We start from the raw sequence: 19051 nt of genomic DNA, 5'->3' as shown, positions 1-19051 counted from the left end.
GCGACGAACGCGGCGACCGGGGCGACCGCGATGAACGCGATGAACGCGGTCGCGGCAGCAGACGCAGCCGTACGGGACGGGCCCGTACGCATGCCTGCCCGTGTCGGAGACCGGGCGAGGGAGGGGTTCACGATGAACGAGACGATGGTCTGCGCGGTGGGCAACGTGGCGACGCAGCCGGTGTACCGGGAGCTGGCGGCGGGTCCGTCGGCGCGCTTCCGGATGGCGGTCACGTCGCGTTACTGGGACCGGGAGAAGAACGCCTGGACGGACGGGCACACCAACTTCTTCACGGTGTGGGCCAACCGCCAGCTCGCGGTCAACGCGGCGGCCTCGCTGAACGTGGGTGACCCTGTTGTCGTCCAGGGCAGGCTCAAGGTGCGCACGGAGACGCGCGAGGGGCAGCAGAACTGGGCCTCCGCGGACATCGACGCGGTGGCGATCGGTCATGACCTGGCACGCGGCACCTCCGCCTTCCGTCGTACGGGAAAATCGGAGACGGCGCCCGCCTCGACGCGGCCCGAGCCCAACTGGGAGACACCGGCGGGCGAGTCCGCGGACGTCCCCGTGCAACAGCACTTGGAGCCAGCCGCGGTGACGTGATGTCAGCCACAGTCTGTGGTCTGACCGAACTGTGGCTTATCGATGAGTGCGCTCCGAACGAATGGGTTGATTTGTCGATAAGCCCTGCTCACAGTCGGTCACGGCGATAACGATTCCGAGTCGGATCGGCCATCCGACGATATGACCGGCAAGGTCGACGCGCTTGATCCTTAGGATGCCGGGCGTAGCCCTCGTGGCTCCTGATTCTGCTGGTGGGACCGTGCCCCCTCGCCAATGGGTCCTGCTCGAAGGGGAATTCTGTGCTCTCTGCGTTCTCTGGGCTCGCTGGAACGTCCACGCGGTCCGCGCTGTCCGCCCGCGGGCGAGGTGCGGCCCGCCTCGCCTCAGCGGCACTGGTGTCCGGGCTCGTTGCCGCCGGGGTGCTGGCCGGGGCCGGCGTGGCCGCCGCCGACGGGACCTCGCTGACCCAGGGCGGGGCGACCGCCATCATCGGCGGCCTGAAGACGTACGGCGAGGCCGTCGTCCACGAGGACGGCGGCGATCTGACGGTGGCCGCGGGCCTGTTCGAGATGTCCGTGGAGGGCGGCGGCACCCTGCAGACGTACTGCGTCGACATCCACAACCCCACCCAGAAGGACGCCAAGTACCAGGAGACGCCCTGGAGCAGCACCTCGCTGGGGACCAACAAGGACGCCGGCCGGATCCGCTGGATCCTGCAGAACTCCTATCCGCAGGTGAACGACCTCGCGGCGCTCGCCGAGCGGGCGGGCGTCCGCGGTCTGACCGAACAGGACGCCGCGGCCGGCACCCAGGTGGCCATCTGGCGCTACTCGGACGGAGCGGATGTCGACGCCGTCGACCCGCAGGCCGAGAAGCTCGCCGACTACCTCGAGAAGAGCGCCCGCGACATGGCCGAGCCGAGCGCCTCGCTGACCCTCGACCCGCCCGCGGTATCCGGCCGGCCCGGTGAACGGGTCGGACCGGTCACGGTGCACACCAACGCGCGGGACGTGACGGTGACCCCGCCCGCGGACGCGGCCATCAGCGGCGCACGGATCGTCGACAAGGCCGGCAAGGTCATCACCTCGGCGCAGGACGGCAGCCGACTGTACTTCGACATTCCCGAGGATGCCGATGACGGGACGGCCGAGCTGACCGTCCAGGCGTCGACCACCGTGCCGGTCGGCCGCGCCTTCGCTTCCGACAGCCGCAGCCAGACCCAGATCCTGGCCGGCTCCAGCGAGTCGACGGTCTCCGCCGCCGCGAGCGCCACCTGGGCCGAGAAGGGCGCGATACCCGCGCTGTCGGCCAGAGAGGACTGTGCCGAGGGCGGCGTGGACATCACGGCGTCCAACAAGGGCGACGAGCCCTTCACCTTCGAGCTGATGGGCACCGAGCACAGTATCCCCGCGGGCACCTCGCGCACCGTGGCGATCCCGCTGCAGGAGGACCAGGCCTACGACTTCGTGATCACGGGGAAGAACGGATTCGAGCGGCGATTCAGCGGCCTCCTCGACTGCAAGACCCAGGGCAGCGCGGGCGGCGACTCGGTCCAGACGCTCAGCGAGCCGAGCCCGGCCTCGGTGGGCGGAACGTCCGGCGGCACCGACCTCGCCGCCACCGGCGGCACCAGCGCCACCCCGCTGATCGCGGGAGTCGCCATCGGCCTGGTCGTCATCGGCGGCGCGGCCCTGGTCCTGCTCCGCAAGAAGGAGACACCGGCGGGCGACTGACCGTCCCGGCAGTGAGCGGATCACCACCGGGACACCGGCTGAGGGGGAATCAGGATTCGTCCTCTCCGGATTCATTGCCTCCGGCGCGTCGCCGAGGACTACGGATGATCACGAACGTCACCACCATCAGGAGGACCAGAGCCGCCGACGCCGCGATGACGCCCCAGTTCACCGGGCTTGGCTCATCACGATCCGCAAGGGCTGCCGCGGCCATGCCCGGCCCCTTCGGGAAGGTGATCCGAGCCTTGTAGGTCTCCTTCAACAGCCCGCTGTTCAGCGTGAGGGAGACGTCCCACGGGCCATCCGCAACCTGATCCGTCACGATGACGTCCACCGGCTCGGATTGGCCGGGCGCCAGGCTCGTTCCGGGATAGACCGTGTAGGGCCCTGCGCTGATGCTTCCGGACACCTGGGACATCTTCACCGCCTGGACCAAGGGCGGACAACCCATTGCCGAGGGCAACATCCCACTGAATCACCTCAGCGGACCACTGCTGGCCATCGCCGGCGCAGACGACGCCCTATGGCCATCACCGATCTACGTCAACGCGATCATCGGTGACCTGCGTGCGGTCCACGACCGGTATCCGTACCAGGCACTGGTCTACCCCGACGCCGGGCACCGCGTCGGCACCTTCCCTTTCCTCGCGGAGGGCACAGTTGCCGCCAACCCCTCCACCGGTCGCGTGGACGACCTGGGTGGCAAGCGCGCCGGCGACGCTGTCGCACGAGAGCGGGGCTGGCCCAAAGTCCTCGCCTTCCTCGCCGGCACCCAGAGGTGAGTGCCACGGTGCGCAGGCCAGAACGGGCAGCCTCTGTCAAGACCACGTGCCCCGGCGTGCCCGATGAAGGGGCAAGCGGCGGGGAACAGCGGGGAATGTCGTCAAGCGCCCGGAGAACGCGCAGGTCAACGTCCCGCCAGGTCAGCGCCCACTCGCATACGCGATCTTCCAAGTTGGTGACCATATGGCATGTCCCGGCTAGCCGACTCGGAACAAGGCACAATCCATGGGATGAACTGGATAACGGTCGCAACCACCGCTGTTGGCATCGTGGGGGGAGCGGGCGCCACTCTGAGCGTTGAACACATTCGCTGGCGCCGGGCAGTGGCCGATCGCGTGTTTCAAGATCGCCGAGACTTGTATGTCGACTGCATCGTCACGATCCGGCGAGCTCACGAGGCCATGCGTGGCGTGTCCGCGGACGGCCGGACGTCTGCGGAGCTAGCGGCAAGCGTTCGAGAGGCTTTCCGCGCCTCTGGATGCGATGAAGCCCGGGAGCGTATGTTCCTGATCGATGTCTCGAACGAAGTTGAGGTCGCAGTAACAGCGTCGTACCACACACTGCGTGAGGTGCGGGAGGCGCTGGCCAATGGTCACGGACTCACTTCCAACGAGTACAACACCGCCAGGGAAGCCCACGGAAATGCGACACGAGCGGCGCGTGAGGTGCTTCGCCGCGATCTGAGTGCCAATCGCCGGTAGCGCCTCGGCGTGCAGTACAGCAACTGCCCCGACCATCGGTGATCGCCGGCACCCGCTGACATCCACATGACCAGGACGGATGACCCCAGCGACCTACATGCCCGGGCCGCGGCAGGCCACTGCCGAGGAGGCCTCGATACTCGGCGTCCGGAAGGCCGCGCTCGTCACCCACATCCGGCACATCCGGCGGACGTACTACAGCGACCAGGGGCGGCCCGTGGAGACGGCGGACATCGTGGTGCCCGCCGCCCAATGCCCGACGGGTGTCGTCCCGAGCGTGCCCGTCCAGTGCTTGATCGCTGCCCGTCCTGGGCCGTCTCTGGGCCGTGCGACGGTGCCCGAGGTCGATCGTTGACGACCGGCAGCGACAGGTGCGGCAAAGGCGTCGGGAGGGAAATCGCAGGTCAGAGCCCCCCAACCTAACGGGTTTCCGTCCAGGGCTGGCAGTCAGGCAAGATGGGGTGTATCTGCCCACTGCCAGATTCAAGCTGCCGGACGGTTTCTCTTGGCTGAGTTCATTTACACCATGCGCAAGGCGCGCAAAGCGCACGGCGACAAGGTGATCCTCGACGACGTCACCCTGAGCTTCCTGCCGGGTGCCAAGATCGGCGTCGTCGGTCCGAACGGTGCCGGTAAGTCGACCGTGCTGAAGATCATGGCAGGGCTGGAGCAGCCCTCCAACGGTGACGCGTTCCTGTCGCCCGGCTACAGCGTCGGCATCCTGCTCCAGGAGCCCCCGCTGACCGAGGACAAGACCGTCCTGGAGAACGTCCAGGAGGGTGTCGGCGAGATCAAGGGCAAGCTCGACCGGTTCAACGAGATCGCCGAGCTCATGGCCACCGACTACTCGGACGCGCTGCTCGACGAGATGGGCAAGCTCCAGGAGGAGCTCGACCACGCCAACGCCTGGGACCTCGACGCCCAGCTGGAGCAGGCCATGGACGCCCTCGGGTGCCCGCCCGGCGACTGGCCCGTCACCAACCTCTCCGGTGGTGAGCGCCGCCGCGTCGCCCTGTGCAAGCTCCTCCTCGAGCAGCCCGACCTGCTGCTCCTCGACGAGCCCACCAACCACCTGGACGCCGAGTCCGTGAACTGGCTGGAGCAGCACCTGGCCAAGTACGAGGGCACCGTCGTGGCGGTCACCCACGACCGGTACTTCCTGGACAACGTCGCCGGGTGGATCTGCGAGGTGGACCGCGGCCGCCTCCACGGCTACGAGGGCAACTACTCCAAGTACCTCGAGACCAAGGCGACCCGCCTCAAGGTCGAGGGCCAGAAGGACGCCAAGCGGCAGAAGCGCCTCAAGGAAGAGCTGGAGTGGGTCCGCTCCAACGCCAAGGGGCGGCAGGCCAAGTCCAAGGCGCGTCTGGCCCGCTACGAGGAGATGGCCGCCGAGGCCGACAAGATGCGGAAGCTGGACTTCGAGGAGATCCAGATCCCGCCGGGCCCGCGTCTGGGCAGCATCGTGGTCGAGGTGGACAAGCTCGACAAGGCCTTCGGGGAGAAGGTCCTCATCGACGGCCTCAGCTTCACCCTGCCGCGCAACGGCATCGTCGGTGTCATCGGCCCGAACGGCGCCGGCAAGACCACCCTGTTCAAGATGATCCAGGGCCTGGAGACGCCGGACTCCGGCGACATCAAGGTCGGCGAGACCGTCAAGATCTCGTACGTCGACCAGAGCCGCGAGAACATCGACCCCAAGAAGACGCTGTGGGAGGTCGTGTCCGACGGGCTCGACTACATCAACGTCGGTCAGGTCGAAATGCCGTCGCGTGCGTACGTGTCCGCCTTCGGGTTCAAGGGACCGGACCAGCAGAAGCCGGCCGGCATCCTCTCCGGCGGTGAGCGCAACCGCCTCAACCTGGCGCTCACCCTGAAGCAGGGCGGCAACCTGCTGCTCCTCGACGAGCCGACCAACGACCTGGACGTGGAGACCCTCTCCAGCCTGGAGAACGCGCTTCTCGAGTTCCCGGGGTGCGCCGTGGTCGTCTCCCACGACCGGTGGTTCCTCGACCGGGTCGCCACCCACATCCTCGCCTACGAGGGCGAGTCCCGGTGGTTCTGGTTCGAGGGCAACTTCGAGTCGTACGAGAAGAACAAGATCGAGCGGCTCGGACCGGACGCCGCGCGTCCGCACCGCGCCACCTACAAGAAGCTGACCCGGGGCTGATCGATCTTGCGCCACATCTACCGCTGCCCCCTGCGCTGGTCTGACATGGACGCGTACGGGCATGTCAACAACGCGGTCTTCATCCGTTACCTGGAGGAAGCCCGGATCAACTTCCTGTTCCGCCCGGACAAGGAGTTCAAGCAGGGGTCGGTGGTGGCGCGCCACGAGATCGACTACAAGCGGCAGCTCGTGCACCGGCACCACCCGGTGGACATCGAGCTGTGGATCACCGAGATCAGGGCCGCGTCCTTCACCATCTCCTACGAGGTGAAGGACGACGACCTGGTCTATGTCCGGGCCTCGACGGTCGTCGTGCCGTTCGACTTCGAGGCCGGCCGGCCGCGCCGGATCACCGCCGAGGAGCGGGACTTCCTGGAGGAGTACCGGGACGACGACGAGGAGGAGGCCGTCGCCGCATGACGGTGCTCCACTTCGCCGACGAGGGGGAGGCGGCGGACCTCGCGGCCTTCCTCTCGCGGCTGCTGCACTACGACCGTGCGGCCGCGGTGCGCCTCCAGGCGGCGGGGACCGCACTCGCCGTGTTCGGGCGGCCGCCGTCCTTCGAGGTGCTGGCGGTCCGCGCGGTGCGGCTGGCGAAGCCGTACGAGGACGGACTCGACGTCACGCTCGACGTGACCGTGTCCGCCGGTGAGTTCCTGGACTCCGTCGACGAGGCGGCGGCCACGGCCGCCGTACCGGCCGCGGTGACCGGGCCGCCCTGGGCGGGGGTCCTTCCGCCGCGCGGCGGCTGGCGGGCGGAGCGGGGGCTTCCGGCGCCGGCCGCGCTGCGCGCCATGGTCTCCGCCGCCGTCGCCGAATTCCGGTCCCGTACGCAGGAGTTGGCGCCGGAGCAACGTACGCGGGCCGAGCTCGACCGGATCGGGCGGGACATCTGGTCCCAGGCGGTCGGGGAGACCCACCTTCCGGTGCGTGCCGTGCACGCGGCCCAGTCGCTGGGTTTCCTGCGGCCGGCCGCCCCAGCGGGCAGCGCGCGGGAACCCGTCGAGGAATCGCCGGTGCTGCTCTCCTCGGGTGCCTGGTTGAGGCTGCGCACCCCCTACGGTTCCATCGCCGTCCGCAGGGCGGGGCTCGGCGCGCTGGAGGTCAGCGTCCGCTAGCGTCCGGTCAGCTGTCGTTCGGCCGACTGTCGTCCGGCCACACCCCGATGTGGTCCGGCTCCAGTTCCAGAGCGACGCGGTCGCGCATGCCGAGGGCCTGGGTGTACTCGGCGGGCAGCTGGAGACGGCCGGCGCGGTCGAGCATGGCGTACTCGCGGGCGACCACCGTCTCGTGGCCGGTCGTGGCGTCCACCTCGCTGCGGCGCAGGACCTCCGTGGAGGTGCGGCCGTCGCGGATCGCGACCGTGCGGCGGACCTCGCCGGCCACCGCCTGGTCGTGGGTGACGATCACGATGGTGGTGCCCAGATGCTCGTTCGCCCTGCGGAAGGCGTCGAAGATCTGCGCGGCCGTGTGGGAGTCGAGCTCGCCCGTGGGCTCGTCGGCCAGCAGCACCGCGGGAGCGTTGGCGAGGGCCACGGCGATGGCGACGCGCTGCTGCTGGCCGCCGGACATCTCCTGCGGGCGGCGGTCGCGGCAGTCGGCGACCTCCAGCAACTCCAGCAGCGCCAGGGCACGTTCGGACCTGGCGCGGCGGGACGTACGGGTGCCGGACAGCTGGAGGGGAAGGGCGACGTTCTGGGCGGCGGTCAGGTAGGGCAGGAGGTTGCGGGCGGTCTGCTGCCAGACGAAGCCGACGACCTCGCGGCGGTAGGCCAGGCGGTCCTTCGCGGTCATGGTGAGCAGGTCCCGGCCGGCGACCCGGGCCGCGCCGGCCGTGGGGGTGTCGAGTCCCGCGAGGATGTTCATGAGCGTCGACTTGCCGCTGCCGGACGCGCCGACCAGGGCCATCAGCTCACCCTCGCGGACCAGGAGGTCCAGCCCCTGGAGCGCCTGCACCTCCACTCCGGCGGTGGAGAAGATGCGGACGAGACGGTCGCAGGTGATCAGGGCGTCGTGGCCGTAGGCCGGGCGGTCGCGCGCCTCGGCGGCGCGGTTGGCCAGGTCGGCAAGGGTGGGGTGGGTCGTCATCGGGTCTCCCGGACGGTGGGACAAGCCCCTCGGATCTTCTGGACGGTGGGCCGAGCTTCCCGGGTCTTCCGGACGATCGCCCGAGCCCTTCGGATCTCCCGGGCGGTGGGACAAGCCCCCCCGGGTCTTCCGGGCGGTTGTCCGTGCTCCTCGGATCTCCCGGACGGTGGGACAAGCCCCCCCGGGTCTTCCGGGCGGTTGTCCGTGCTCCTCGGATCTCCCGGATGGTCGGCCGAGCCCCCCGGGCCTCCCGGACGGTCGCCCGGGCTCCTCGGGTCCTCCGGACGGTCGCCCGAGCCCCTCGAATCTCCCGGACGGTGGGACAGGCCCCCGGGTCTTCCGGGCGGTGGGCCGAGCCCTTCGAATCTCCCGGACGGTGGGACAAGCCCCCCGGGTCTCCCGGACGATCGCCCGAGCCCCCGGTTCATCGCGCATCCCCGGCCCTGAGCTCCCGCACCGACCCCCGTCTCCCGGTCCACCACGCCTGCGCCCCCGCCACCCCCACCGTCACCACGACCACCGTGATCGCCGGCACCGTCAGGGACAGGGCGTCCGTGTGCAGCTCGGCCCTGCCGACCGGCGTCTCGGCCGAGGCCACGGCGATGGTCGTCAGGTCGATGCCGGGCGCGAGGAGGCGGATGGCGGCCCAGCCGGTCAGGGTGCCGCCGGCCGCGGCGAGGAGGGCCTGGGGGAGGGACTCCAGGACGAGCAGGCGGCGGCCCTGGGCCCGGGTGAGGCCCATCGTGTGCAGCCGGGCCAGGAGCGCGGTGCGTTCGGGGGCGGCGCGCAGCAGGGCGAGGAGCAGGGCCAGGACCGCGTACCCGGCGCCCGCCCCCACGGCCGCTGTGTACATCCGCTCGGCACCGGACTGGAGTGGCGAGTCGGCGTACTGCGCCCGCTGCTCCGCCCGTACTTGGACGGCGGCCGAGGCTCCCGCCGCCGCGCGCAGCGCCCGCGTGTCCACGTGGCCCCCCGTCACCAGCAGCGCGGTCGGCCGGGCGGCCGCGGAGGCCAGCCCGGCACGGTTCACGACGAGGAAGTCCACGCCGGACACGGCCGGGGTCCGGGACCGTACGGCCCTGATCCGGACGGTCACCGAGCTGCCGTCATCCAGCCGCACCAGGAAGGGACGCCGGGTGCCGTACGCCTTCGCGACGGACGGGGAGGCCAGGGCGGGCAGCGGAGCCCCGGCCCCCGGACGGCTCAGCAGCCCCTTCCGGAAGGCGCCCAGTCCCGTCCGCCCCGCCAGCTCCCCGTACGAGCGGGGCTCCACACCCACGAGCGGCACCGAATCCTGCCCGTCCTGCGGCTTCGCCTGGTACGCGATGCTCACCGGGGCGACCCCGTCCACCCCGGACACGTTCCGGACCCGGTCGGCGAGTCCCGAGGGCAGTGGCGCGTCGGCGTCCACCCGGGCGTCGGCGCCGACCGTCAGCAGTGCCGCCCGGTCGCGGGCCTCGGCGACACCCGCCAGGACGGAGCCGCCGAACGCGGCGGTGGTGAGCGCGGTCAGCAGCGCCAGCAGGGGCAGCACCGCCGAGACCGAGGTACGGCCCGCACGGGCCAGGGACAGATGGCCCACCGCTCCGCGCAGCCGCCCGGCAGGCCGGGCCAGCCGCCGCAGGAGGAGCGGATACAGGCGGACCAGCAGCAGTGCCGCGATCACCCCGACCAGCACCGGCGCGACCGACACCAGCTGATTCCCCGAGGAGCCGTCCGCGGACGAGCCCGACGTCCCCCGCCTCCGCAGAGCCTCCACGGCCCCGGCCGCCAGCAGGAGCAGCGTCAGCTCCGCGACCGTGCGGCGCCGGGACGGACGCACGGTCGTCACGTCCTCGCGCGGACCGGTGATCCGTACGGACCGGTGGGCGAGCGCGACGCGCAGCGGGAGCGCGGCACAGGCGGTGAGGGTGACCGCGAGCGCGGCGGCGACGGCGTACGACGCGCGGCCCTCGGGGACGGTGAGCAGCGCGGCCGCGAGGCCGAGCACGCCGGCGGGTACCGCGACCATGGCCGTCTCGGCGCACAGCCGGCCGGTGAGACCGCGCAGGGAGGCACCGCGGGCGCGCAGCAGGGCGAACTCGCCGCGGCGGCGGTCGGCGGCGAGGCCGCCCGCCATGAGGAGGACGACCGCGGCGACCGTCCCGGTGCCGAAGGCGGCCACGGCGACGAGCGGGGCGATGCCCGAACGCAGTTGGGAGAAGGAGGTGAGGAAGTCGTCGAGTTCGGTGCTCACATTGGCGCCCGGGCCGGTGAAGGTGCGGGCCTGTTGCAGGCCGGGGCCGGACTCCAGGGCGGCGACGGCGGACTTCAGCCGGCCCAGGTCGTGGGCGTGGAGGTGGTCCAGGCGGGGGGCCAGCAGCCAGTAGCGGGTCGGGTTGCCGCCCGTGCCCAGCATGGCGGGGGCCGCTTCCGGGGGCAGCAGCAGGGCGCCGAGCCAGTACTTCGCGGGTTCCAGGCCCGATGAGGGCCGGCTGACCAGGCTCGGGGTGCGCAGCAGGGGTTGGGCCGACCAGTAGGCGCCGGCCGGGTCGCGCGGGGTGAGGATGCCGGTGACGTGGACGGCGAGCGGGGCGCGGACCACGCCGGGCACATGGATGACCGAACCCACCTTGATGTGCAGGCTGCCGGCCGTGTCGGCGGAGACGGCGGCCTCCACCTCGGCGGTCGTCCCGTCCACGTGGCCGGAGGCGCGCGGCAGGCGTCCCTCGCGCACCCGCGCGTGCTCGGGCAGCCCGCTCTGCGCGACGAGGGACACCCGGGCGGGCAGACCGCTGGGCCGGGGGATCCAGGCGTCGGGCACCGCCGGGGGGTTCCCGGTGATCACGCCGTACGCCGACTGGGCGCGGTCGACGGCGAGCGGCCGTGGGACGGTCGTGAGGAGCCGGTCGTACCGCCGTCGCAGGGACTCGGGGAGCAGGGACGGCACCTGTTCGTCCGGAGCGAGGACCGGGTCGGGCCGTGGGGCGGTCACCCACACGGTGGTGCGGTCGGGGTGGGCCTGCCGTGCGGCCCGCAGCAGCCCCGCGTCCTCGTACCGGTCGACCGCGCGCGGGAACGCGGCGGCCAGACACGCGCTCAGCGCCACCAGCACGGCCAGCGCGACCGCGGCGAGGGGCGCGGCCCGCAGCCGGGTACGCACCCAGGAGACGGTCACCGGTCTCACCTCACTCACCCCCCTGGTCCCGCAGCGCGCTCACGGGATCCGCCCGCCGCAGCGCGAGTGCCGCCGTGACGAGCAGCGGAGCGGCCGCCACGGCCGTCAGCAGCAACGCCAACCGCCCGGGCGGAAGTTCGACCAGCAGGTCCGGCACCGGCCGGGTCGCCTCGGCGGTCAGGACGATCAGCGGGAGTACGGCCCGGGTCAGCACGGTGCCCAGGGCGACGCCCACCACCAGGGCCAGGCCGAGCAGGACACCCTGCTCGGCGGCGATCATCCGGGCCAGCCGGCGGCGCGGCGCGCCCAGCGCCCGCAACACCGCGAACTCGGCGTTCCGCTCCCGCAGGGATCCGGCCGCGCTCACCGCGAAGCCGACCGCCGCGAGCGCGGCCGCCACCACGGCCGCCGCGGCGAACGCGGCCTCCGGACCCGCGCCGAACGGATCGTCGCGCAGTTCGGCGGCGATCTCGTCCCGCACCACGACCTGTCCGGGATCGACGTCCGGCAGTGCCCGCACGGCGGCGGCCACCGCGGCCGCGTCGCCCGGAGCGGTCCGCAGCCACCACTCGTTGGGCGTGACGCTCTCGCCGTACCGCGCCTGAAGCGCCCGGTTGACGGAGCGCAGATCGACCAGTACGGCCCCGCCGTCGTGCTCCCCGGAGTTCGCCGGGGCGGCGGCGGTGGGCAGGGCCCGTACGGACCGCACGATCCGCACCGGCAGGCTCCGGCCGCCGAACGTCAGGTCGATGCGCTGCCCGGTGCGGGCGCTCGCCGAGGTGAGGAAGCGGTCGGTGGCGACGGCGGTGACCTCGGGCGCCGCGGGCTGCGTCACCCGCAGCCGGACCGTCACGGAGGCCACGGTCCAGGCGTCCTGTTCCGGGAGGTATCCCGTGCCGTAGTCGACGGTCAGCGGCGCGGCCGAACGCACCTGGGGCCGGGTGGGGACGGTGGCGGCGTTGGCCGAGGCGTTGCCGCCGGTCTGCGTGGCGGCGGTCCAGGAGGCCGGGAGGGCCAGCCGTCGCACCTTTCCGCCGGCGTCCGTGGCGGTCAGCTCCGAGACGGTGAAGCGGTGGTGCTCGGCCCGTTCGGCGGGCTGGGGCATGTCGAGCCGCAGTCCGGTGAGCGTCGCCGGGCCGGGTGAGGAGGCGAGGTCGAGGGACAGGGCGTGCGTCCGGCCGTCCGCGGGCAACTGGCCCAGCGGCAGCTCGTACGGGACCCCGTAGCTGTCCTCCAGGGTCATCGTCACGTCGGCCGTCGTCCCCGGCCCGGTGGAGCTGCGGATGCCCGCCGTCAGCCGCAGCCGGGCGGTGCCCGCGGGCACCCGGGTGCCGGCCGGCGCCCCCTTCGGCGTCAGCCGGGCCAGCATCGGCCGCACCGGCTCCGGCGCCAGGTCCCGGCGCATCAGCACCGCGTCTGCCGCGTGCGCGGTGTCCAGGGCCAGCACGGTCGCCGTCCGGTCGCCGGAGAGCAGCTGCTCGGTCCGTACGGCGGGGGCGGCCTCCTGGACGTGGGGGAGGGCCGCGTAGGTGTCGGTGCGGCCGAGTCCGCCTTCCCCGGCGGCCTGGACCCGCACCGGCACCCCGGCCCGGAAGTCCGCCTGGTCCTCCTGCGAGCGGTCCCAGGAGGCACCCTGCCCGATCGCCAGCATGCCGAGCGCGACGGCGAGGACGAGCAGCAGCACCGGGCCCGCCCCGCGCATCGGGCGGCGGCTGAACTGCCACCCCGCCAGCGCCACCGGCAGGCCCCGTCCGGCCGCCGCCCGCCGCTCCGCGAGCCGCGCCACCGGCGGCAGCAGCCGCAGCGTCAGCACCGTCCCGGCGAGCAGCGCGAGCGCGGGCGCCGCGACGAGCAGCGGGTCGATGCCGAGCGTGCCCGACCTGTCCGCGGCGACGGCGCCGGAGGTCTGCCGGTTCAGCTGCCAGTACGCCACCCCGGCCACCACCAGCAGACCGACGTCGGCGCCGGCCCGCACGGGAGCGGGCAGCGCTCGCGCGCGGCTCGTCCGGAACGCGGCACGTGCCCGGCCTCCCTCCCCCCTGTCACCCGCCAGCACGGGCAGCGTCACCGTCAGCGCGCACCCCACGGCCACCCCCGCCGCCGCCAGCCACACCCCGCCCCGGCCGCCCGCCGGGGTGTCCAGGTGCAGCCCGATCCGGGCCAGGGCGCCCCGCCCGGCCAGCAGCCGGGTCAGCGGCCCGGCGAGCAGTGGCGCGCACGCGGCCGCGGGCACCGCGAGCAGCAGCGCCTCCCCGGCGGCGAGGCCCGTGATCCGGGCCCGCGACGCGCCGCGCGCCCGCAGCAGCCGGGTCTCGCCCGCGCGTTCGGCGCTCAGCAGCCGGGCGACGAGGAGCAGTGCGTATCCGGCGAGCAGCACGAGCTGGAGGGCGACGATCAGGAGTGTGGAGCGGGAGACGAGCAGCGAGCGGTCGATACGGTCCAGAACGTCGGGGAGCGACGTGGTCGAGGCCGTCACGCCGCTCAGGGCGCCCGGCTTGCGCAGCGCCGCGCTGCCGTTGCGGGCCGCCGCGCGCAGTGCCCCGATCCGTCCGGTCGTCAGCGTGGCGAAGTCGGCCGACGCCAGCCACGCGGACGACCCGGCGCTCACCGCCTTGCCGGTGAGGACGGAAGGGTCGGCGAGCAGCGGGCCGTACGTCGTGAAGTCGGACTTCTTGATCCCGCGGCCGAGCACGTCGTCCAGCTGCCAGTAGGGCGCGGTGACGGTGGCGGGGCGGTACAGCCCGGTGATGCGGACCCGCACCGCCGGGCCGCCGAGCCGGTCGGCGACGGTGAACCGGTCACCCGCCTCCAGCCCGAGGCGCTGGGCGGCGGTCCGGGGCAGGGCCGCCTCGACGCCGTCGGAAGTGAGCCGCGGGAGCCGTCCGGAGACCAGCCGCACCTGGGTCCGGTCCAGCGCCGCGAAAAAGGTGAGGTCCGGGTCCCCCGAGCGGTCCGCCGGGGGCTGCAGGGCGCGGGGCAGCGCGTACGGCCCCGACCGCACCAGGGTCCGTACGGTCACCGGCAGCCCGTCGAAGGACCGCCGCGCGCCCTTCCGTACGGCGGCGTCGGCGGCCGTGCGCCCTCCGGCCGGCACTTCGGCCTTGACGATCAGCGCGGTCTCGGCGGCGTTGCGGGAGTCGTTCAGGGAGTGGCGCAGAGCGGCGTCGCCGATCGCGCCAGAGTAGGCGGTGAGCGTTGCGAGGACCGCTGTGGTCAGCAGGACGCTGAGCAGTGCGGCGGCGAGCAGCAGGCGGTGCGCCCGCGCGCGTAAAAGGACGAACCCCGTCACCCTGCCCCCGTGTTGTCCGGACTTCCAGACCTTCCGGCGATGTTGGCAGAGGGCACCGGTCGCGGGTAAGCGTTTGTGAACCGACTTTGACCGGATCGTGACCGGATTCCGGCGTCGTGCGACCGGAATCCGGGGCTCAGCCGGTGTTCAACGGGCCGCGCTCACTCCGGGGTGTTCACCATCGAGGCCGCCGCGTACGTCAGGTAGTTCCACAGCGTGTGCTGGTGCTCCTCGGACAGGCCGAGCTCCTCGACGGCCACCCGCATGCGTCCCAGCCAGGCGTCGTGCGCGGCCCGGTCGACGGTGAAGGGGGCGTGGCGCATGCGCAGGCGGGGGTGGCCGCGGTTCTCGCTGTATGTCGTCGGGCCGCCCCAGTACTGCATCAGGAACAGGGCCATCCGCTCCTCGGCGGGGCCCAGGTCCTCCTCCGGGTACATCGGCCGCAGGATCGGGTCCTCGGCGACTCCCTCGTAGAAACGGTGGACCAGCCGGCGGAAGGTCTCCTCCCCGCCGACCTGCTCGAAGAAGGTCTGCTCCTGAAGCGTGCCGCGCCGAATCTCTTTCACCCGTACATGGTCTCAGACAGGGTGACCCAGGACTCAAGGCTTAGGACCACCGGTGCCCGGCGGTACTCGGCAGCACCCGGCAGTCCCCGGCGGTATTCGCTTCCCGCCGTCCCGCGCCGCACAGTGGAGCCATGGGCGCGCACGCTCTCGGCAGGGATCTGGACGACGTCGCCGCCTCGGCGCGGGCGGCGCTGGTGCGGGAGATCGACGCGAGCGGGGCCTGGGCCGGCGACCCGGTGTGGCGGGAGGCCTTCGAGCAGGTGCCGCGCCACCTCTTCGTGCCGTACTACTACATCGGCGTCCTGGGCGGCTTCGAGCGCTGCTGGAGCGAGGGCCCCGATCCGGGTGAGCGCGAGCGCTGGTTGCGCGGCGCCTATGCCGACGCCCCGCTGGCCACGCGGGTGCGCGACGGTGAGCTGGTCTCCTCCAGCAGCCAGCCCTCGCTGATGGCGCTGATGCTCGTCGAGCTGCGGGTGGAGGACGGCGACCGGGTCCTGGAGATCGGTGCGGGCACCGGCTACAACGCGGCCCTGCTCGCCCACCGGCTCGGTGACGACGACCTCGTCACCACCATCGACCTGGAACCGGAGATCACCGAGGCGGCCCGGCAGCACCTGGCGGCCGCCGGGTACCACCCGGTGGTCGTCACCGGCGACGGAGCGCGCGGAGTCCCCGAACGCGCCCCCTTCGACCGGATCATCGCGACCTGCACCCTGCGCTCGGTCCCGCGCGCCTGGCTCGCCCAGTGCCGCCCCGGCGGCCGGATCCTGTCACCGATGTCCACCGGTCTGATCGCGCTGTCCGTGCGGGACTCCGGGCACGCCGAGGGTCGTTTCCTGCACACGCCCGCCTACTTCGTGCCGCTGCGCGGCGAGGGCAGGCCCGAGGCGGACCAGGCACCCCTGGCCGGGGTGCCGCGCCGGGTCCGGGGGCACGAGCTGTTCCGGTTCCTGCTGGCCCTGACCCAGGACAGCCCGCATCTGGAGCCGCAGGAGGTGTATGCGCTGTGGGAGCGCGAGGGCATGCCGGTGCGCGAGCGTTACGGCATCACGGTCAGCGGCGAGCGCGCGTGGGCGTGGCTGGACGACCCGGAGGGGCCGTACGCGTGGCCCCTCCCGGACTGACGGACAGGCCCCGGCCGCGACGGCGCCGCGGACGAGCCACGGCACATCGCGGTACGTCGCGGCACTTCCGGCGGAGCGCTCAGCCGCGCCGGATCGTGATCGTCGTCCAGGCGCCCACGTGCACCCGGTCGCCGTCCTGCAGCGGTACCGGCACGAAGGGCTGGATCGGCTCCTCCGAGCCGTTGACCGTGGTCCCGTTCGTCGAGTTCTGGTCGACGACCGCCCAACTGCCATCCGGCTGCTGGACCAGGACCGCGTGCTGGTGCGAGACGCCCGGGTCCTCCGGCGGCACCGACAGGTCGATGTCGGGGGTGTCGCCGGTGGAGTGGCGGCGGCGGCCGATGGTGACCTGGTTGCCGGTGAGCGTGCGCTGCTGCTCGGGCGAGTACGCGGGCAGGTTGAGGCCCGTGGCCTCGGGACCCGAGCGGTGCATCATCGCCATGAAGTACTCGCGGTCCGGGCCGATGGTCGCCGTCCAGGTCACCGGCCCCCGCGGAGCCTGCGGGAAGGCGGAGCCGGGAGCCTGGACGGAGCCGGGCTGCGGGTAGCCGTAGCCACCACCCTGACCGCCGCCGGGGCCGGACGGGCCGCCGGACGGCGGGGAGATCACCCAGTCGTCGTCACCGCCGCCGAAGGACGGACCGCCGGCCGGCGGCCGGCCGGTCTCCTGCGGGTAGGCCGGGGGCGGGCCGGGCTGCTGGAAGGCCTGCGGAGCGCCGCCGGCGGTGGCACCGGGACCCGGGGGCGGCGGAACCGGCCGCGAGGGGTCGCCACCGAAACCGCCGGGGGCACCGGGAGGGCCGGAGGGCTCACGGCCGAAGGGCGGCGCACCGGCCGGACCCTGACCGCCGCCGTAGCCCGGCCGGCCGGAGGGACCCTGACCGCCGCCGTACCCCGAAGGGCCGGAGGGACCCTGACCGCCGCCGAACCCCGAAGGGCCGGGACCGCCGGGGCCGCCCTGAGCACGTTCGCCGAACGGCGTGGGCCCGGACGGCTCGCTGCCGAACTGCGGGATCGGCTCGGCGGGACGGTTCATCTGCGAGGGGCGCGAGCCCTGGTACTCGTACGCGTCACCGCCGCCGTAGGACTGGCCGGGCGGCGGCTGGAAGCGCGGGGCCCCCTGGCCGGGCGCGGGCTGGCGCGGGGCGGCCGGGGTGTACGAGGTGGCCGTGTTCGTCAGGAAGTTCCACCGGCACTCCTCGCAGAACGGCGCACCGCCCTCGCGGGGCGTGCGGCACTGCGGGCAGAGCTCCGGCTCCGAACCCGGCATGCCGGACAGGTTCGGGCGGCCCGCGGGCCGCCCGCCGGAGTTCGGAGGCGGCGGCGGGAACCCGTACCCGCCGCCGGCGGGTGGCGGCGGAGGGGGCGGAGGTACGGCACCGGCCATGCGGTGACCGCAGACCTCGCACCAGTCGTCGGAACCCGACTGGTGTCCGTTCGGGCAGGTCGGCATGTCGGCGCCTCCCCCTCTCTGTCAGGGTCTGTCAGGGTGTCTCTGGGTCACTTCTTTACACGAACAGTCTTTGTGGACCGTGTCTCGAGGGTCATCTCGTCGGCCTCGGCAACCTTCGCCTTCAGTCGCACAGTACCCGTCGCGGCGTCGACCACGTCCACCACCTTCGCAAGCAGTTTCGCAGTATCGGCGTTCCCGGAGACGCTCGCCAGCTGAACGGCCCTGCCCAGTTTGGCCGTTGCTCCGTCCATATCGCCCGCTTTGCGGAGATCCAGCCCCTGCTGGATGGCCTGCGCCAGTTCGGCCTGGCCGGTGTAGTGGGCGACCTGCGGGTTGATCGAGGTGGAGGCTGTCATGTCGTCGGTCCACACGGCCCGTACGAGGCCCTGGGCGCCGAGGTTCTGCGCGCTTCCCCCAGGCTGCGGGACGACCAGGGAGACCCGGGCGGCCAGCATCTCCTGGCCGAGGCCGGCCGAGGGGACCTCGACGCAGACGTGGTAGTCACGGGACTCGTCTCCCCAGGAACCGGTGGGGTAGTCACCCGCGCGCGGGCCCGCCTCCGTGCGGCGGTCGGTCAACTCCTCGACCCTCGGTGCGACCTGCTTGACGAACTTGATGGTCGTGCCCACCGGCGTCCATACCCGGAGGGCCACGTCCGCGACCTCCTTGCCCATCGCCGTCTCCATCATCCCCGTGAAGTCTGCTGCGAGGCCCGTCGGGTCGGCGACGATGTCGGCGGTGCCGAGCAGGGCGGAGGCGATTGCTGTGACTTCTTTCACTTCCCAGTCGGTGCCCACGCCGCGGGCGTCACAGGTGAAGCGGCCGGCGCACGAGTCGAGCGCGGCGCGCAGGTCCTCGGGCGACTCGTGCTCGTTGCGGCCGTCGGTGAGCAGGATGCCGTGCCGGATCGCGACGTCCGCCGAGGACAGCAGGCGGTCGGCGAGCCGCAGCCAGGTGCCGATGGCCGTACCGCCGCCGGCGCTGAGCTTGCGCAGTGCCTGCTTGGCCTGTTCGCGGGTGGTGGCGTCGGCGACCGCGAGGCGTCCGTTGCCCGGGTAGACCTCCTTGGCGACATGGGTGCCGCCGATCACCGCGAAGTGCACACCGTCGCGCAGGGTGTCGATCGCGGCGGCCGTGGCGTCGCGGGCGTTGCGCATCTTGGTCGGCGGGTAGTCCATCGATCCCGAGCAGTCCACCATGATCGCCACGGCCGCGGACGGACCCTGCCCGGACGAGTACAGGTGCGGCGCGCCGACCGCGCTCCCGATGGTGCCGCCACCCGTCGACGTCACGGTGACGATCGCGTTGACCTCGCGGCCGCCCTCCGGCAGGTACTCGTTCTGGTACACGTCCACCGAGAACTGCGGCACGTTCGATTTCGAGAAATTGGCCATGACTGCTCTGAATCCCCCTCTGAACCCAC

General features: G+C 72.7%; 15 protein-coding genes and 1 pseudogene. 9 read left to right on the top strand and 7 right to left on the bottom strand.

The annotated features are described in order from the left end of the window. Positions 1–132: 132 nt before the first annotated feature. Both ACIPSA_RS04800 and ACIPSA_RS04795 read left to right on the top strand, forming a co-directional pair. Entirely contained in the window at positions 133–603 is a 471-nt protein-coding gene (locus ACIPSA_RS04800; RefSeq protein ID WP_402628697.1) for a single-stranded DNA-binding protein, read from the top strand. A gap of 353 nt (positions 604–956) precedes the next feature. After that, positions 957–2297: a Cys-Gln thioester bond-forming surface protein gene (locus ACIPSA_RS04795; protein WP_402629499.1), complete on the top strand. Its 1341-nt coding sequence runs from the start codon at positions 957–959 to the stop codon at positions 2295–2297. Between the two features lie 49 nt (positions 2298–2346). On the opposite strand, the gene ACIPSA_RS04790 is transcribed toward ACIPSA_RS04795, so the two are convergent. Beyond that, on the bottom strand, positions 2347–2706 hold the full coding sequence (locus ACIPSA_RS04790; protein WP_402628695.1) for a hypothetical protein: 360 nt from the start codon (positions 2704–2706) through the stop codon (positions 2347–2349). Between ACIPSA_RS04790 and ACIPSA_RS04785 the strand changes: the two genes are divergently transcribed. From ACIPSA_RS04785 to ACIPSA_RS04760, 6 genes and pseudogenes are all read left to right on the top strand, one after another. Further along, entirely contained in the window at positions 2693–3079 is a 387-nt protein-coding gene (locus ACIPSA_RS04785; RefSeq protein ID WP_402628693.1) for an acyl-CoA thioester hydrolase/BAAT C-terminal domain-containing protein, read from the top strand. The two genes, ACIPSA_RS04790 and ACIPSA_RS04785, sit on opposite strands and share 14 nt — an antisense overlap. Before the next feature lie 231 nt (positions 3080–3310). Then, complete coding sequence (locus ACIPSA_RS04780) at positions 3311–3781, top strand: hypothetical protein (protein ID WP_402628691.1); 471 nt, start codon at positions 3311–3313, stop codon at positions 3779–3781. A gap of 88 nt (positions 3782–3869) precedes the next feature. Beyond that, positions 3870–4136: pseudogene (locus ACIPSA_RS04775) on the top strand (hypothetical protein); the annotation flags it as partial. A gap of 150 nt (positions 4137–4286) precedes the next feature. After that, positions 4287–5951 (top strand): energy-dependent translational throttle protein EttA, encoded by a 1665-nt coding sequence (ettA, locus tag ACIPSA_RS04770; RefSeq protein ID WP_402628689.1) that lies wholly within the window; start codon positions 4287–4289, stop codon positions 5949–5951. Between the two features lie 6 nt (positions 5952–5957). Beyond that, positions 5958–6371: an acyl-CoA thioesterase gene (locus tag ACIPSA_RS04765; protein ID WP_402628687.1), complete on the top strand. Its 414-nt coding sequence runs from the start codon at positions 5958–5960 to the stop codon at positions 6369–6371. Then, positions 6368–7069: a hypothetical protein gene (locus tag ACIPSA_RS04760; protein WP_402628686.1), complete on the top strand. Its 702-nt coding sequence runs from the start codon at positions 6368–6370 to the stop codon at positions 7067–7069. The genes ACIPSA_RS04765 and ACIPSA_RS04760 overlap by 4 nt, the downstream gene beginning before the upstream one ends. Before the next feature lie 7 nt (positions 7070–7076). Here ACIPSA_RS04760 and ACIPSA_RS04755 read toward each other — a convergent pair whose 3' ends face one another. From ACIPSA_RS04755 to ACIPSA_RS04740, 4 genes are all read right to left on the bottom strand, one after another. Continuing rightward, the gene (locus ACIPSA_RS04755; protein ID WP_402628684.1) at positions 7077–8039 is read right to left on the bottom strand and encodes an ABC transporter ATP-binding protein; all 963 of its coding nucleotides are present in this window, start codon (positions 8037–8039) and stop codon (positions 7077–7079) included. A 424-nt stretch (positions 8040–8463) separates the two neighbouring features. Further along, positions 8464–11205: an FtsX-like permease family protein gene (locus ACIPSA_RS04750; RefSeq protein ID WP_402629496.1), complete on the bottom strand. Its 2742-nt coding sequence runs from the start codon at positions 11203–11205 to the stop codon at positions 8464–8466. A gap of 1 nt (position 11206) precedes the next feature. Beyond that, positions 11207–14485, bottom strand: coding sequence for an FtsX-like permease family protein (locus tag ACIPSA_RS04745; protein ID WP_402628682.1), 3279 nt, complete (start codon positions 14483–14485; stop codon positions 11207–11209). Positions 14486–14646: 161 nt separating this feature from the next. Further along, positions 14647–15051 (bottom strand): globin, encoded by a 405-nt coding sequence (locus ACIPSA_RS04740; RefSeq protein ID WP_402628680.1) that lies wholly within the window; start codon positions 15049–15051, stop codon positions 14647–14649. A 131-nt stretch (positions 15052–15182) separates the two neighbouring features. Here ACIPSA_RS04740 and ACIPSA_RS04735 point away from each other — a divergent pair, with 131 nt between their 5' ends. Beyond that, positions 15183–16175, top strand: a complete 993-nt coding sequence (locus tag ACIPSA_RS04735; protein ID WP_402628679.1) for a methyltransferase domain-containing protein — start codon at positions 15183–15185, stop codon at positions 16173–16175. Between the two features lie 79 nt (positions 16176–16254). Here ACIPSA_RS04735 and ACIPSA_RS04730 read toward each other — a convergent pair whose 3' ends face one another. Together ACIPSA_RS04730 and ACIPSA_RS04725 are read right to left on the bottom strand one after the other, a co-directional pair. Then, positions 16255–17628: an FHA domain-containing protein gene (locus ACIPSA_RS04730; RefSeq protein ID WP_402628677.1), complete on the bottom strand. Its 1374-nt coding sequence runs from the start codon at positions 17626–17628 to the stop codon at positions 16255–16257. A gap of 47 nt (positions 17629–17675) precedes the next feature. Beyond that, entirely contained in the window at positions 17676–19022 is a 1347-nt protein-coding gene (locus tag ACIPSA_RS04725) for a VWA domain-containing protein (RefSeq protein WP_402628675.1), read from the bottom strand. Between the last annotated feature and the right edge of the window lie 29 nt (positions 19023–19051).

The sequence above is a fragment of the Streptomyces sp. NPDC086549 genome (assembly GCF_044746205.1).
GTDB lineage: Bacteria > Actinomycetota > Actinomycetes > Streptomycetales > Streptomycetaceae > Streptomyces.
This window is presented reverse-complemented; position numbering and strand designations above follow the sequence as displayed.